The following is a 14841-nucleotide window of genomic DNA, read 5'->3' as shown; positions in this document are numbered from 1 at the left end:
CGCTTTTTTATTTTTACGCAAAATAAATCACTAAAACTCTTCAAAACCATGCGTCACATAATCGGGCAAATCTTCTTCATTGGGAATTGGTGTTGAATGCCCAGACTCATCGATGGCCACAAATTTAAACAGGCCTTGCGTGACTTTTTCTCTGTGGCCGATGCGCCCTCTTCTCACCCAAGCTTCCACCATGATATTCATAGAAGTGCGACCAACCGATTCTACCTGCGTATAAACGCCCAAAATATCTCCCACTTTCACGGGACGAATAAAACTCATTCCATCTAGAGCGACAGTAACCACCCGCGACTGAGCCCTTTGCCCCGCACAAATTCCCGCTGCGATGTCCATTTGAGAAACCACCCAGCCGCCAAAAATATCACCGGCTGGGTTAGTATCGGCAGGCATGGCTACAGTACGAGTGGTTAAACGACCTTTGGCTTTCACTTCAGAATTCGACATATCGTTTCCTCTCAATGCAACTTATGACATTTGTATTTCAGTCATCACCTTAGTATGGACAGAATTCGCAATAAAACATTGCTCATGGGAGAGATGATGTAAATGCTCAAGCATAGGCAAATCAGGTTTATGATTTCCAAAAAAGCTTACTTTAGGTCGTAATATCACCTCTGTCATGGCCATTTTCCCAGCATCATTTTTTGCTAAAACACCGACAGCATCGTCTCGATATTCATCAATAACAAAGCCTTTTTGGGCCGCAATGGAGAGAAAGAACAACATATGACAACTGGACAAGGACGCCACAAATGCCTCCTCTGGGTCAACATTTTCATCCACAGAATAGTTAGGCACAATGTGCGATGATGACGAAGCAGCAAGGGTTATGCCACCATCAAACTGCCAATAGTGACCACGACTGTATCGATTATCGGTAAAGAGTTCTTCCTTTTGCCTTGTCCAAACGACCTGCGCCGTGTACTTTGCCATATGCTCTCCATTATGGATAAACTGCGACCTATAAAGTGATCTCTGCGTTAACTATCTGCTGATTTAGAATCGCTAACTCTACTAGACTTATGGGTCTGGAAATATAATAACCTTGCATTAAGTCACAGCCTTTAGTGACCAAACGATCGTACAAAAGCTTGCTTTCCACACCTTCTGCCACCACATGATAGTCATAAAAACTCGCAATCGAGATCAGCGAATCAACAATCACATCGTGACCCTGCTCATCCCCTAAATCCGTAATAAAACTTCTGTCTATCTTTATTTCATCGACTGGAAAGTTAATCAGCTGCTGAAACGAAGTGTAACCGGTGCCAAAATCATCTAACGATAAACGACAACCAAGGGCACGTAAATTCTTAATAGTGTTCACACAAACCGCATCAACATCAATTAAAAAAGTTTCTGTAATTTCAATACACAGACGCTCAAAGCGCACACCACTACGCTCGACTAACGCACTAAACCGATCAACAAATGACGTATCCATTAACTCTTGTGAAGACACGTTTATGGACAGAATGACATCGTCTCCCAAAGTGGATGCCGCCAGCTCATTCAAAGCCATATCAATGACCATCGCATCAATCTCTCGCACCAAGCCACGTTCTTCCGCGACGGAAATATAGACCTCTGGCGACATGTTTTTCAAGTCGCCAAAATGACTCCTTAACAAAGCCTCAACGCCAACAATTCTATGTTGAGACGCGCTAAAAATCGGCATATACAAAAGATAAAAAGCGTTTTCCTCAATGGCTTGAATGATTTGTTGCTCAATCGCGCTTTTTTGCTCGGCAAGCTGACTGATTTCATTACTAAACAACTGAATTCTTGCGTCTTTATTTAGAATGGCTTGACTGGCAATTTGCGCTCTGTCTAACACCAGCTGGCTATTATCAGGAACCGGCTTCTCAATCGAGGCACCGATTTTGATGTCCAAACGAAGCTCCCCTAACCCCACTACGGTAATAGGTGATAACAATGAACGAATCAGCTTTTCTTCGTCCTCAGCCGACAACGCCTTGCGCCTTCTAACAAAAACTAACTCGTCATGACTCAGTCGAGCACTAATGTAAAAAAAACTGCGGAAGAATACCGAATGCTTTTGAACGATTTCCTGAAGTAAGGTATTCGACATGGAAAGACCAAAATTACGCACTAAGCTGTTCCAATTTATAATCTTCACGCGATAAAAAATAGCCTGACGCCCTAAGAGTTTTTTATATTTGTGCTCGAATCCATTGAGATTCAAAAGAGTGGAATGCTGATCATGGTAGGCCTGATTTTTAATTTTTTTGGCTTCACGATATCGAAAGACAAAATAAAAACACAAACCAACCACCAGCCAGCTGTAGAACAACATCATGTAAAGCGTATTCTTCTCAAGGTACACGCCCGATATTTTAATATCAGACACCTTAAGCTGGTAAATGTGTTGATCTTGCAAGGGCAAGTCATTCACAAAAAACTCAATACTGTGCACGGTACTTAAATCTTCATGGGAAAGATGAAATGGAATGTTATGCATGTCTTTCCACCAGGTTTCCACTTTAAAGCGAGACAATGGCACCTGAATCAACCCATTCTGATCCACCCGGACAGCATGAAATTTGTAATCTTTCACAAAATCAGGAGAGGCTTTATTTTCATCCAGATAACTCTTCACAAAAACCAGCACACGACCATCAAAATCTTCTGCGGTCGATTCAACATGAAGCTTAAAAGAAAGAGATTCATAGGTGTCTAAAGGGAACCCTCGACCTTCCTCTTTTGGCAATACGAACACCAAACCACACAAGTTTTTTTCTGGCTGGTTCAAAGGCTGGCAAATGACGTGATAACCAATAGTGCTGCCATCTTCAATCGACTGGAGTGAAGAATTTTGCCCTGCAGGCAAAATACGTTCAAAAGCTTTATTGCTTGAGGTCATCAAGTGTATTTGTTTTATGTTCCAATCCGAATTGACAAAGATTAAAAAAACAAGACTTAACACTACGATAAACAAAAACGTAAAGCTAAAAACCCCTCTTAAAGAGAAGAGTTTTTTAGTTTGATCCATTTTTTTACCATCGATAAGTTAATGAGTTAAAGCGAGATTTATTACTATATCTGATTGATATAGAAAAAAGCCAATGTTTCCATTGGCTTTTCAATTATTAAGGTTGCCTTAAGCTGGGCGGCAGAAAGCCCTCTTTGAAGACTTATTTATGGGCCAATGCCGTATGCGTACAATCCCCTTCAATACGGTCTTTTTCCTCTGCTAAGATGTCATCTGTAAACTGCCCCATGAAGCAACAACACACCCCCTCACCTATCATAGTTCTTGGCCCAAACGGATGTCCTATGTGCTTGTATACCCCATGTGAATGCCCATGCGAGTGACCGTGTGAATGCCCATGACTATGGTGAGAATGTCCATGTGAGTGACCGTGTGAATGATCATGCTGATGATCTGATTCAGACAGGCCTTGAGTGTCATCCTGTGGGTCCACAAACTCCGCATGGTGGTGATGAACGTCGACTTCTCCGGCCGCAAGACGGCGCTTAAAAGAGCTCATCAAGGTTTCTTGACCGGTTTCCAAGCCATCTTGTCGTATTTCTTCAACACGATTTACAAAGGCATCAATCACTCTTGGGTGATCATTCAGGTAAGGTGTTTGAATCAATTCAACCCCAGGATGTTCCTTGGCGACTTTATCAACATAACCTTGGATGCGCTTAATCAAGCGTCCAGTAAATAAGAAATAAGGCGCCACAACAATGCGCTTAAACCCCAATTTCAGCAGCTTTTCCAAACCCACACCAACAGAAGGATAAGTCACGCCAGAATACACAGTGTCAGCCCAGCCAAAGCCCATATTTTCATTCACGATACGAGTTAATTTTGCCGCCTCGGCATTAGCTGATGTATCAGAAGTCCCCCGTCCGACAACAACCAACATAGTATCGTATAGATTTTCTGGTGGTTGCTCTGGGTCCAGTCCTAACGACTCATAAATACGAGCTTGAAAGGCTTCAATCATATCGTCCTGTAAGCCCAGTTCACGGCCATAAGTTATCTTCAAACCTGGGTGCTTTTCTTCATAGGTCGTCAACACAGAAGGGATATCATTTTTCGCATGGGTGGCCGCAAACAACATTCCTGGCACCGCGTAAATTTCTTCCACACCCTGCTGAATAAGGCTGTCTAATCCCATATGAATATTAGGAGCCGAAAACTCCAAAAAACCATACTCCACCGGCAAGTCTGGGTAACGGTTTTTCAAACCTTTTGCGACCAAACCAAATTCACGCTCTGCATCTTTGTCACGACTGCCATGACCACAGATCATAATGCCTTGTTTCTTCGGGAGTGTTGTATTGCTCATTACGTCTCTCTTAATAATCAATTTGGATAAGTAATCTTCTGCCCAAGACTACTATCTTTTTTGCTCTTGCTGCTGATCTAAATCAAGCAGCAAAGATTGAATCTCGGCTTTGCAGCCATTGTCGTCTTGCCACATGCCGCGCTGAATGGCCTCTAACAAACGTTCGGCCATTTCTTCTAACGCGTGAGGGTTATTATCACGCATAAAGGCCTGATTGTCTGGGTCTAATAATAGCTGTTGGGTCACTTGTTCATACTGATAATCAGCAACCAAATCCGTTGTCGCATCATAAGCAAACAAATAATCGACCGTCGCCGTCATCTCGAATGCCCCTTTGTAACCGTGTTCTTGCATTGCTTGAATCCATTTAGGATTTAACACTCTTGAACGCACAACCCGATTCAGCTCTTCTTTCAGAGTACGAATTTTGGGCTCACTGGGATTGGAATGATCATTATGATAAACCGTCGGCGCCTGACCTCGAAACTGAGTCACCGCATTCGTCATACCGCCCTGAAACTGATAATAGTCATCCGAGTCTAAAATGTCGTGCTCACGGTTATCTTGATTTTGAACCACAGCCTCCAGTTTGGATAAGCGCTCAATAAACGCTCCTTTGGCTTCTACCCCATCGTGTTTATCACCATCATAAGCATAGCCGCCCCAGTTCACATAAGCGTCGGCAAGATCACTGCGCTCATCCCAGCAACGCTCATCGATTAACCCCTGAAGTCCGGCACCGTATGCGCCCGGTTTACTACCAAACACCCGATAGGACGCTTGTCGCTTAGCACTGTCTGAATCCAGACCCTCGGCCAACAATACGTCTTCACGTTCCGCAATATGACGACGAATCACGTTACCAGTGCCCGGCTCTTCAAAGTCCGCAATGGCCAATACCGCAGCATCGTATAAACGCATGACATTCGCGAAAGCATCACGAAAAAAACCCGACACTCGAAGCGTCACATCCACTCGTGGTCGACCCAGTTGCATACAAGACAAGACTTCAAAATCCATCACTCGATTCGAACCTGGCGCCCAAATTGGACGAACGCCCATCAACGCAAACGCTTGCGCAATGTCATCGCCGCCAGTGCGCATCGTTGCCGTTCCCCATACCGACAACCCCAATTCACTAGGGTAATCGCCGTGCTCTTGTAAATGTCGTTGCAGCAAAGCCTCAGCCGACTTTTGACCAATGGCCCACGCCGCAGGCGATGGAATCGAACGGTTGTCTACCGAGAAAAAATTACGTCCAGTCGGCAAGGTATCCAGTCGACCTCGCGTGGGCGCACCACTTGGTCCTGGTGCAATAAAGCCACCGCACAAACCGGTTAACAAAGCTTGAATCTCTTGCTTAGCACTCTCATGAAGCGCCGTTATCAGCTGGCGCTTCGCATGTTTTAAAAGCTTCGCGGTAATGGGCAAAGACGACAATAACGCTTCTGGATCGGTTGCCTCCAGTAAATATTGCTTTACCAGATCCACTGCCAACAGCTCAAGCCTTTCTTTTGTATCAGCATAGGTTCGCCAATCACTCGAACTGATGGCTTGCAGCCGCTGCGGTTTGTCTCCTAGCCAGATCGAGCGAGTCGCCTGCATCGGATCAAAATCCTCTACGTCCAACGCCAGATCAGCCACCAAAGCATGCAGCAAACCGCGACTATCATCTTGATTGCCTCTTGGTAAACGCAACAAAGCCACCAAGGTATCAGCAAGTTTAGAATGCTCTGGCAACTCACCAAGACGATGCAAACCATGTCGTATTTGCGCTTCTTTGATGTCACACAAATACGCATCCAGTCCCTCTAAAACAGATTCGTCATCCTCTGCATCAATACCGGCCAATTCTTCCAGCAAATGCGTTTGTGTTACCTTCTCCAGTATTTTCTCGCGCAACCAAGTTTCGCGACGAACATCCATGCCCATGGCTTGATAATACTCATCCACCAAATTTTCCAATGCGGCCATCTCGCCATAGGTTTCGGCTCGTGTCATCGGTGGCATCAAGTGATCAATAATCACCGCTTGCGTACGACGCTTAGCTTGCGCCCCTTCTCCAGGATCATTAACAATAAAAGGGTAAAAATGTGGCATCGCACCAAGGGCAATATCCGGCCAACATTGCTCAGACAATGCCGTCCCTTTTCCAGGTAACCATTCCAGGTTGCCGTGTTTACCAACATGCACAAAGGCATCTACTTGATACACATGCCTTAACCAAAAGTAGAAGGCCAAATAACTGTGCGGTGGAATCAAATCAGGATCATGGTAATTCGCCACTAAATCTAAATTAAAACCACGCGCAGGTTGAATGCCCACAAACGTCTCACCCAAGCGGATGCCTGCCAGCATGAGGCGATACTGACCATTTTGAAGACGACACTTGTGATCGTTTTCCGGTGGCCCCCAACGATCCCAAACCGCTTGTTGAGAAGCCAATGGCAAGCGATAGAAATGCTCTAAATAGTCATCTAGGGCTAAGCTTTGCCAGCAGCCTCTTTCATGCAAGCTATTGGGGTTATTGGTGACCGCACCTAATAACGCTTCTATTAAGGCATTACCATTTTCAGGAATAGCGTCAATCGGATAGCCTTGATCTTTTAAGGCATTCAATAAATTGACGGTGGATGCCGGCGTGTCCAAGCCAACCCCATTACCAATTCGGCCATCTTTGGTGGGGTAATTCGCCAACACAAACGCAATGCGTTTATCGGCATTCGCCTTACTTGATAATGTGGCATAGCGATACGCTAACTGAGCAACAAACTCGGCCCTTTCTGAGTGCAGTTGATAACGCACTAAATCAATTTGAGCGGCTTGTTGATAATGACTCAAAGCTTTAAAACTGATGGCTCGAGTAATCACTCGACCATCCATTTCGGGTAACACAATTTGCATCGCCACATCGCGGCTGCGCAAGCCTTGTGTTTGAGCTTGCCAATCCTCTTCCGTGCTGGCAGACAAAATCAGCTGTAAGACAGGAATATTCGCCCCAAACGGAGATTGGAAATCACTTGGGTTAGACGATAAATCAGGACTGGCCGCCCGATTCGCGGCAAACCCTGTGGTATTCAAAATGACCTTGGTTTGGCTTTTTTCAATTAAGGTGTCTAGCAGCTGAATGGCCACATCGTCTTTCAGAGAGTTAACGGCGACGGTTAAAGGTTGCAAGCCTTGTGCTTTGAGTATGTCGATCAAGTCATCAAACACTTGCGTATTACCGCTTTGCAATAACGAACGATAGAAAACCAATAACACCACAGGGCGTCTTATTTCTTCTCTTTGATAATCCGCTTGCCACTCAACATAACTCGCGACATTGCCTTGATGGTAAATCACCGCATTTGGCAGGCTATAGGGCTCAGCCCAACTCATTGGCCTACCAAAAAAGCGCGCGCTAATGAAACGCAAACAAGCCAGAGAGTTGTTTAAACCGCTCTCTCTTAAATAGCGCCAGACACGATGATGGTCTTCATGTTCAACATTGGACGCTTGGCTTAACGCTGAATCTTCAGCATCGTCGCCAGGCACTATAATCAGTACCCGACCCGGTTTGGCTTGGCGCCAGACTTGCAATTGCTGGAAGCCATAAGGCCAATAATGCTCACCACCTAATAACGACACCACCACAACCTTGGCATCTTCGAGCACCTTATGCTCATACAAATCGTAGGCAGCCGGTTTTACCAATTGCATCCAATTGGCCAAACGCACACTTGGCAAGTCAGATTGATGGCCTAGATGATCTAATGCCGCGCCGAGCGCGCCGAGCACAGAGTCGGCAGCGGCTAAGACCACTAAGTCTGCTGGACTCTGCCCTAGGTCGACGATGCCTTCATCGTCAACAAAACCACCCGGTTTAGCCGCTAATAAGTGCAAGAAAACAAACCTTTTACTAGGCGCTTAACGCATCGTTCAACGCGCCTTCAATGGTTTCTTTATCGATGCCTTTACCAATAAAGACCAGTTGCGTCTGACGAATTTCTTCCGCTTGCCACAAACGGTCAAAGTAACGATCCAAACGTCGTCCTACGGCCTGAAAAACCTGACGCATAGGCTTACCATGGACCGCGGCAAAGCCTTTCACACGAAAGATATTATGTTCTTCTATCAACTGTTCTAGTGCTTCTTGCAACAAATCCGAAGACACTTCGCCCAGCTTCACCACGAAAGAATCAAAATGATCGTGAGCGTGATCATGGTGTTCTCCGTGTGCGTGGTGATGATCATGATGATTATGCACGTCTTCAATTCGAGACTCGCTCGCCGCATCAATGCCCAGTAATTTATCTAACTCGGCTTCACCATGCTCAATGTAAACGGTCTTCACTGTACTAGGGACTTCACTCGCAATCACCGCTTGGACTTTCTCTCGTTCAATCTCATCCAATAAATCGTTCTTGCTGACCACCACTAAGTCCGCAGCACTCAACTGATCATCCAAAAGCTCTTGCAAACTAGGATCATGATCCAAACTTTCATCAGCCAGACGCTGTGCTTGTACTTGCTCTTCATTATGAGCAAATCGCCCTGCGGCGACCGCTGGACCGTCCACAACGGTAATAACAGCATCTACCGTGCAATGCTCTTTAATGCCCGGCCAATTAAATGCCTGAACCAAAGGCTTAGGCAAAGCCAAACCACTGGTTTCAATCAGAATATGATCAATGTCATCTCGGCGGGCGACCAACTGCTCCATCACGGGAAGAAACTCTTCTTCCACCGTACAACAGATACAGCCATTTGCTAACTCGTAAAAACCTTCTTCACTGCGTTGACTGTCACTCTGTTCATCATCGCAATCCAATGGGCAGGATCGCAGTAAATCTGAGTCGATATCCAACTCACCAAACTCGTTCACAATGACAGCGATGCGCTTACCCGCTGCTTGTTTTAAAACATTCGACAATAAAGTTGTTTTTCCGCTTCCCAGAAAGCCTGTGACAATCGTTGTGGGGATTTTATTTAATTGCATGTGCCATCCTTTTTATTCTTAGGTCGGTGTATTTTACGAAAAATATGCGCCTGACCCTTGTCATATAAATACGAATCGGCAAAGTCCTCTGTATCGAGAACCTTACCAACCAAAATTAAACTGGTGCGAGTGAATTTTTTCTCTCGAACCTTAGTGACAATATCGGCTAACGTGCCGACCACGTAATCCTGATCGGGCCAGCTGGTTCGATAACACACGGCCACAGGGCAGTCTTCACCATAATAAGGGATGAGCTCTTCGACAATTTTATGAATACGCGTGATACCGAGATGAATGGCCAGAGTCGCACCACTTTGAGCTAAAGCTGGAAGACGCTCCCGTTCAGGAAATGGCGTTTTGCCTTCATAACGAGTCATAATCACAGTTTGTGACACACCAGACAGGGTTAACTCTTTCTTTAACAAAGCAGCAGAAGCAGCCACCGCACTGACACCAGGAATCACTTCATAATCAATACCAAGGTCTTCCAATCGGCGAATTTGCTCACCAATCGCGCCATACAAAGCTGGGTCGCCAGATTGCAAACGAGCCACATCTTTACCTTCTCGAGCCGCTTGCGCTATTACTTCTGTCGTTTCATCGAGATTCATCTCCGCCGTATCATAAATGGCCTCTGCCGAACCACGTACACTGTCAATGACCTGAGTTGGGATCAAAGAACCCGCGTATAGAATTACTTGGCAAGCCGCGATGGTATTCACCGCTTTCACCGTCATCAGATCTGGGTCACCAGGACCAGCGCCAATAAAATACACCGTCATATTGAGTCTCTTAATTACAATTTCTTAGAGTAGCCACGAGGAGTATAGATCCACTCTTTATGACCATTAACAATGTGCTTGCTGTCAGAGTTTCCAACGCTCACCATGGTGAACATATCCACATCCTTAGCCTCTAATTCGCCTAGCGTTATGAATCGAATCATTTCTTCAGGACGGGTTAACTGACGACCTATCATCACAGGTGTGCTAGCCGGTCGATATTGCAGTAAGACATCGCGGGCATGATTCAATTGCCAATCACGCTTTTTCGATACTGGATTATAAAACGAAACAACAAAGTCTCCGGCACCGCAGGCATGCAATCGTTTATCTATGGTTTCCCAAGGGGTTAATAAGTCGGAAAGAGAGATGGTACAAAAGTCATGTCCGAGCATGGCACCAACGCGGCTGGCACCCGCCTGCATCGCAGAAATGCCAGGAATCACTTCAATGTCCACATCCAGCCACTCAGGGTGAGACTCCTTTCCTTGTAACTGCAGATCAAGCAGTTCAAACACCAAGGTCGCCATGGCATAAATACCAATGTCACCACTAGAAATTAACGCCGTTGTTTTACCATCAGCGGCTAATGATAAGGCCAAGCGAGCACGACCAATTTCTTCGCCCAAAGGCAAATCATGAAACTGCTTACCTTCACTTAAGTCGCCCAATAGATTGAGGTAATAACCATAGCCCACCCAATCACTGCATGCTGCAAGTGCACGCGTCGCATTCGGCGTTACTAGGCCCAAGTCTCCTGGGCCCATTCCCATCACAAAAAGTTTGCTCATTTTCACTCTACAAATCACAGTTTTGCCGAACAGGCATGAATAGCGGGTATTGTACACTTAATACCAAAAAGGAGGGATGAAAACAGCAGGATTTAAAATGAAGTATTCTCAGGCAATAGGAATATTAAGACTCTACTTTTAATAACTGACAAGAGAGATGAGTACCATCTTCTAATTCCAGTTCCGCTTCATTTTGATGTGCCCAAAATGTAATGGATTCACCTAAATAACTGGCACCAGAAGCACTCACCGCATGCGTCAGATAGTGGCTTCTGTCCTGCCAAACCACCTCAGCACGGTTACCATGAAAATAAGCCTGTAGAGTTTGTTTCTCACAGCGATAAGAGACCATATTCGTCTGCTCAACTTCTTCTAAGTTAGACTGAACCACTTGATCGAATTCACCAGATGGTTGAGAAGAGCAAGCACTTAAAAAGATCGCGGCACCCAAAATAGCACCATTCGGCAAGACAATTAGTTTACGACAAAACATAATTAAGACTCCATTCTTATAAGTAAGCGATAAAAAGCGTTAATATAAAGAAAAGTTTATAGAAATAAACCAAAGATCCGCCCTCAAATGGTTATTTTTTGTTAATAAAACTTTAAAAATGTGTGATTACGTGAAAAACAAAGGAAACAAGGTAGAAAACCGTCATCTAGCCCTATTAAAGCTTTGACAAAACTCGATTTGAGCAAGTATATTTCATGCATCGGAAGAGATTCCGATTTCGTTCTCGGGGCGGGGTGAAATTCCCCACCGGCGGTAAAGAATGCATTTCTAAGCCCGCGAGCGCCTAATCCACTTTCATTAGTATTGTGATTTAGGGTCAGCAGATCTGGTGAGACTCCAGAGCCGACGGTTATAGTCCGGATGATAGAGAGCGCGTCAGACAAGACCTCTACTGGTATTGCCCTTTGGCAATGTCAAACTCTGGTATGCCGTAATATTACGGTGTGTTTGCCTGCCCGTTCGCCCTGATTCACATTTCGCTTTTATAGGATACAAAAATGAATCAGAGCTCAACGAATCAACATGATTTCAATCCAGCTAACAAACGTATTGCGATCTTACATGCTGCTTGGCATGAAGACATCGTAATGAACTGTGTCAATGCTTTTACGGAAGAGCTAAACGCCCGTGGTTACACAAAAGATTTAATCGATCTTATCTCTGTGCCAGGCGCTTATGAAATCCCACTGCAAGCGAAACTTCTTGCAAAAAGTGGCCAATATGCCGCCATTGCAGGCACAGCACTTGTCGTAGACGGTGGTATTTACCGCCACGACTTTGTCGCTCAAACGGTTTGTAGTGCCCTTATGCAAGTTCAGCTAGAAACAGAAATACCTGTTTTGACCGCCGTACTGACACCACATAACTTCCATGAACACGATGAGCACAAAAACTACTTTAGTCGCCATTTTGTTAAGAAAGGAGCGGAGTTGGCCAATGCTTGTGACCAAGCCATTCGCTTAACCGAGGCCGCTAAACAGCTGGCCTAAATAATGTGTCTTCTATTCCGCTCTATACAAATTAGAGCGGAATATCGCACTACAACAAATAAATAGACAAGAGCGTAATCGCACTGGGTAACGCTTGAATATAAAGAATTTTCTTATTTGCACTGATACCACCATAAAGACCAGCAAGCAAAACACAAAGTAAAAAGAAAACCACCACTGATTGACCGCTCTGGCCTAACCACAACCCCCACAACAGACCCGCTCCAAGAAAGCCATTATACAAACCTTGGTTTGCAGCCAAGACTTTCGTTGAAACAGCAAACTCTTCACTCAAACCAAACGCTCTACGTCCCTTAGGGCTCGTCCAACAAAACATTTCCAAATACAAAATGTAAAAGTGCAACAGCGCAACCGCCGTCACCAGAACCATTGCTAAAGTAGCCATCTACCCTCCTTACGAATGGAATTCACGGCCACTGACTTATTCAGTCGCACTCAGCTTATTCTCAAAATCTTTCAATACCAACCGCAACGCCTCAACAGCCACATCCGTTGGTATTTCATTGGTTTCCAATAATTCGATTAAATCCACCGCCAACTTAACATGGTCCGGTGCTCTGTCTAAGCTCATTTTCTTATCCTTTATAAAGCTTATGATGATTAGGGCAGGTTACTAACGCCCACTTCAACGGTAAAAAATTAATCGCCATAATATGAGACATAGCGGAACACAAGCAACGGTTTTTGTTCCAACTTGAAACGCTTGCTATAAGAACATTTTAAATACACTTTGCGTTTTACTCGCTGAAAACCCAAGCCTTTTATAAAACTCGTGAGCGTCCTTACGCTGAGAATTACACCTCACCCTCAACTCAATATTTTCCGCTTCAGATTCTTTGGCCGCAAACTCAACCAACTTGCGACCGATCCCTTTTTTCCTAGCGTCAGGGGCGACGACTAAACCACCTATTTCATAAAACATGCCTGATGCAACACGGTATGCTTTAAAAACATGTAGCCAACCTAAGATACTATCCGACTCTTCAAACACCCAGACGTTATCACTGCTTGATTGAAGCACACACCTCAGTCTTTCATCTGCAACCTCTTGAGGCGTAGACCCGTAGCCAAGATAGAAAGACAATGAATTAATTGATTTTGAGTCAGCTAAAGTAGCAATCCGAATATTTGACATCAAACTCTCCGTGCTTATAACGCCCCTGTTAAGGCGCAAAATGTTGTTGGCGAAACTTGAGCGCAGCGAAAATAGCCAACAATATTTTGTCGCACTTTAACGGCTTGTTATGTTTGTGGGCTATCACGATTAGCTTCTGTTTGCGGATCTGTTACTAGCCAGTTATTCGCAGAGTTTGCTTCTATTAATTCTTTTACCACCAACTCACCGTAATAGCCCTGACTTACAAATGGGTCTGATTGAACCGTTTCCTTAGCTGACTCTAAACTATCTGACATTATTACTTGAATTGCTGAATCATTGTCCGAAAATGGACCGCATAGCACCAAAACTCCAGACTTCTCTTGGACCTTAAGATAGCTTACATGCTTACTTAAGAGTTCATCGCTGAATAACTGTCTATTTTTCTTAGACAAAATTGCCACATACTTATTCATATACTTCCTTTGAACATAACATTTTTAATAATGCGCATGCGCATTTACGCTGATGGGATATTTTTCAAATCTATGTAACACATTGAAGTGACTTAAGTTTTTTATCATCCCTGAAAAAGCGAGCGATCAAAACAAGCGTACGCGTTTGTAATGTTCACATTGCACGTTATTTCGGTAACGAATTTTCTATCTGTTTGATACTAGTACAGTATTTGATTGGGTAAAAGAACAAAACGGGCTAGGCTAACAAAATAACCGAGTCTTGCAGTTAATGTGATTGGATAGAGGTTGCTGAACTAACCCCATCCCTTCCCCTTAAAGACATAAGGGGAAGGAACAAGAGACTTGGTTTGTCGACAAAACATCATATCGGATAGCTTGAGCCCATCTGATTTATGCATATGACTAGATGAGCAAGATCCCAAGCAGCGTAAGCCGCTGACGACGGCAGTGACGCAAGGCGTCGCTGGTTGGGATCGTGTTGTGTGTGAGGATTTCAGAGGTTGGGATTTCTGAGGATATGATTTAACGATGACCAACATTTACGCCAGACGTAAAAAAGCCCTGACAGGGTAACCTATCAGGGCTTCTTAATTTAAAGCTTGACGACGACCTACTCTCACATGGGATCCCCCACACTACCATCGGCGATGGCGCTTTTCACTGCTGAGTTCGGGATGGGATCAGGTGGTTCAACGCCTCTATGATCGTCAAGCAATTCGGTTTGCGTATCGTTCTGGTATGAGCTGTTTGCTCTGTTAACCAAAACACGCGAATACGTTGCTTGGATCTTTAACAATTCATTTTGAAATAACGTGGATCAAGGTTAAACCGGATCGTATTATGTGTCT

At 44.7% G+C, this 14841-nt stretch carries 14 protein-coding genes, 1 rRNA gene and 1 riboswitch; of the genes, 1 reads left to right on the top strand and 14 read right to left on the bottom strand.

The features are described 5' to 3' along the window. Nucleotides 1-30: 30 nt before the first annotated feature. The 9 genes from OA79_RS07545 to OA79_RS07505 all read right to left on the bottom strand — a co-directional run bounded on the left by OA79_RS07545 (nt 31) and on the right by OA79_RS07505 (nt 11387). A complete protein-coding gene (locus OA79_RS07545) occupies nt 31-462 on the bottom strand; it encodes an acyl-CoA thioesterase (protein ID WP_063332625.1) in 432 nt (143 codons plus the stop codon). 21 nt (nt 463-483) lie between these two features. Beyond that, the gene (locus OA79_RS07540; RefSeq protein WP_063332624.1) at nt 484-951 is read right to left on the bottom strand and encodes an OsmC family protein; all 468 of its coding nucleotides are present in this window, start codon (nt 949-951) and stop codon (nt 484-486) included. A gap of 28 nt (nt 952-979) precedes the next feature. Next, nucleotides 980-2902, bottom strand: a complete 1923-nt coding sequence (locus tag OA79_RS07535; protein ID WP_231908837.1) for an EAL domain-containing protein — start codon at nt 2900-2902, stop codon at nt 980-982. Nucleotides 2903-3173: 271 nt separating this feature from the next. Further along, nucleotides 3174-4340 carry a sirohydrochlorin chelatase gene (locus tag OA79_RS07530; protein ID WP_063332622.1) on the bottom strand — a complete coding sequence of 389 codons (1167 nt, stop codon included), beginning with the start codon at nt 4338-4340 and terminating at the stop codon, nt 3174-3176. 51 nt (nt 4341-4391) lie between these two features. Further along, nucleotides 4392-8225: a cobaltochelatase subunit CobN gene (gene cobN, locus OA79_RS07525; RefSeq protein ID WP_063332621.1), complete on the bottom strand. Its 3834-nt coding sequence runs from the start codon at nt 8223-8225 to the stop codon at nt 4392-4394. 16 nt (nt 8226-8241) lie between these two features. Continuing rightward, nucleotides 8242-9321 carry a cobalamin biosynthesis protein CobW gene (cobW, locus tag OA79_RS07520; protein WP_063332620.1) on the bottom strand — a complete coding sequence of 360 codons (1080 nt, stop codon included), beginning with the start codon at nt 9319-9321 and terminating at the stop codon, nt 8242-8244. Beyond that, the gene (cobM, locus tag OA79_RS07515; RefSeq protein WP_063332619.1) at nt 9312-10103 is read right to left on the bottom strand and encodes a precorrin-4 C(11)-methyltransferase; all 792 of its coding nucleotides are present in this window, start codon (nt 10101-10103) and stop codon (nt 9312-9314) included. Before cobM ends, cobW begins: the two co-directional genes overlap by 10 nt. A gap of 14 nt (nt 10104-10117) precedes the next feature. Then, complete coding sequence (gene cobJ / locus OA79_RS07510; RefSeq protein ID WP_063332618.1) at nt 10118-10894, bottom strand: precorrin-3B C(17)-methyltransferase; 777 nt, start codon at nt 10892-10894, stop codon at nt 10118-10120. A 124-nt stretch (nt 10895-11018) separates the two neighbouring features. Continuing rightward, nucleotides 11019-11387, bottom strand: coding sequence for an MliC family protein (locus OA79_RS07505; RefSeq protein ID WP_063332617.1), 369 nt, complete (start codon nt 11385-11387; stop codon nt 11019-11021). Nucleotides 11388-11623: 236 nt separating this feature from the next. Then, nucleotides 11624-11784: riboswitch (FMN riboswitch) on the top strand. A gap of 121 nt (nt 11785-11905) precedes the next feature. Between OA79_RS07505 and OA79_RS07500 the strand changes: the two genes are divergently transcribed. Then, entirely contained in the window at nt 11906-12397 is a 492-nt protein-coding gene (locus tag OA79_RS07500) for a 6,7-dimethyl-8-ribityllumazine synthase (protein WP_063332616.1), read from the top strand. Between the two features lie 49 nt (nt 12398-12446). Here the strand turns inward: OA79_RS07500 and OA79_RS07495 are convergent, their stop codons facing one another. From OA79_RS07495 to rrf, 5 genes are all read right to left on the bottom strand, one after another. Continuing rightward, on the bottom strand, nt 12447-12803 hold the full coding sequence (locus OA79_RS07495; protein WP_063332615.1) for a DUF1304 domain-containing protein: 357 nt from the start codon (nt 12801-12803) through the stop codon (nt 12447-12449). Nucleotides 12804-12839: 36 nt separating this feature from the next. Next, nucleotides 12840-12989 carry a DUF2496 domain-containing protein gene (locus tag OA79_RS18050; RefSeq protein ID WP_082825410.1) on the bottom strand — a complete coding sequence of 50 codons (150 nt, stop codon included), beginning with the start codon at nt 12987-12989 and terminating at the stop codon, nt 12840-12842. A gap of 135 nt (nt 12990-13124) precedes the next feature. After that, nucleotides 13125-13553 carry a GNAT family N-acetyltransferase gene (locus tag OA79_RS07490; protein ID WP_063332614.1) on the bottom strand — a complete coding sequence of 143 codons (429 nt, stop codon included), beginning with the start codon at nt 13551-13553 and terminating at the stop codon, nt 13125-13127. Between the two features lie 107 nt (nt 13554-13660). Further along, a complete protein-coding gene (locus tag OA79_RS07485) occupies nt 13661-13990 on the bottom strand; it encodes a YciI family protein (protein WP_063332613.1) in 330 nt (109 codons plus the stop codon). Between the two features lie 600 nt (nt 13991-14590). Next, nucleotides 14591-14705: ribosomal RNA gene (rrf, locus tag OA79_RS07480) — 5S ribosomal RNA — on the bottom strand. Nucleotides 14706-14841: the final 136 nt, after the last annotated feature.

The organism is Marinomonas sp. TW1 (assembly GCF_001625355.1).
Classification (GTDB): Bacteria; Pseudomonadota; Gammaproteobacteria; order Pseudomonadales; family Marinomonadaceae; genus Marinomonas.
Note: the sequence above shows the minus strand (reverse complement) of the source record. Positions and strands in the feature narration are given on the sequence as shown.

Coding starts and splice junctions, on each gene's coding strand:
- cobW (WP_063332620.1), bottom strand. CDS start 9,321: ATGCAATTAAATAAAATCCCCACAACGATTGTCACAGGCTTTCTGGGA.
- OA79_RS07500 (WP_063332616.1), top strand. CDS start 11,906: ATGAATCAGAGCTCAACGAATCAACATGATTTCAATCCAGCTAACAAA.
- OA79_RS07540 (WP_063332624.1), bottom strand. CDS start 951: ATGGCAAAGTACACGGCGCAGGTCGTTTGGACAAGGCAAAAGGAAGAA.
- OA79_RS07530 (WP_063332622.1), bottom strand. CDS start 4,340: ATGAGCAATACAACACTCCCGAAGAAACAAGGCATTATGATCTGTGGT.
- OA79_RS18050 (WP_082825410.1), bottom strand. CDS start 12,989: ATGAGCTTAGACAGAGCACCGGACCATGTTAAGTTGGCGGTGGATTTA.
- OA79_RS07490 (WP_063332614.1), bottom strand. CDS start 13,553: ATGTCAAATATTCGGATTGCTACTTTAGCTGACTCAAAATCAATTAAT.
- OA79_RS07535 (WP_231908837.1), bottom strand. CDS start 2,902: ATGACCTCAAGCAATAAAGCTTTTGAACGTATTTTGCCTGCAGGGCAA.
- OA79_RS07545 (WP_063332625.1), bottom strand. CDS start 462: ATGTCGAATTCTGAAGTGAAAGCCAAAGGTCGTTTAACCACTCGTACT.
- OA79_RS07495 (WP_063332615.1), bottom strand. CDS start 12,803: ATGGCTACTTTAGCAATGGTTCTGGTGACGGCGGTTGCGCTGTTGCAC.
- OA79_RS07485 (WP_063332613.1), bottom strand. CDS start 13,990: ATGAATAAGTATGTGGCAATTTTGTCTAAGAAAAATAGACAGTTATTC.
- OA79_RS07505 (WP_063332617.1), bottom strand. CDS start 11,387: ATGTTTTGTCGTAAACTAATTGTCTTGCCGAATGGTGCTATTTTGGGT.
- cobM (WP_063332619.1), bottom strand. CDS start 10,103: ATGACGGTGTATTTTATTGGCGCTGGTCCTGGTGACCCAGATCTGATG.
- cobJ (WP_063332618.1), bottom strand. CDS start 10,894: ATGAGCAAACTTTTTGTGATGGGAATGGGCCCAGGAGACTTGGGCCTA.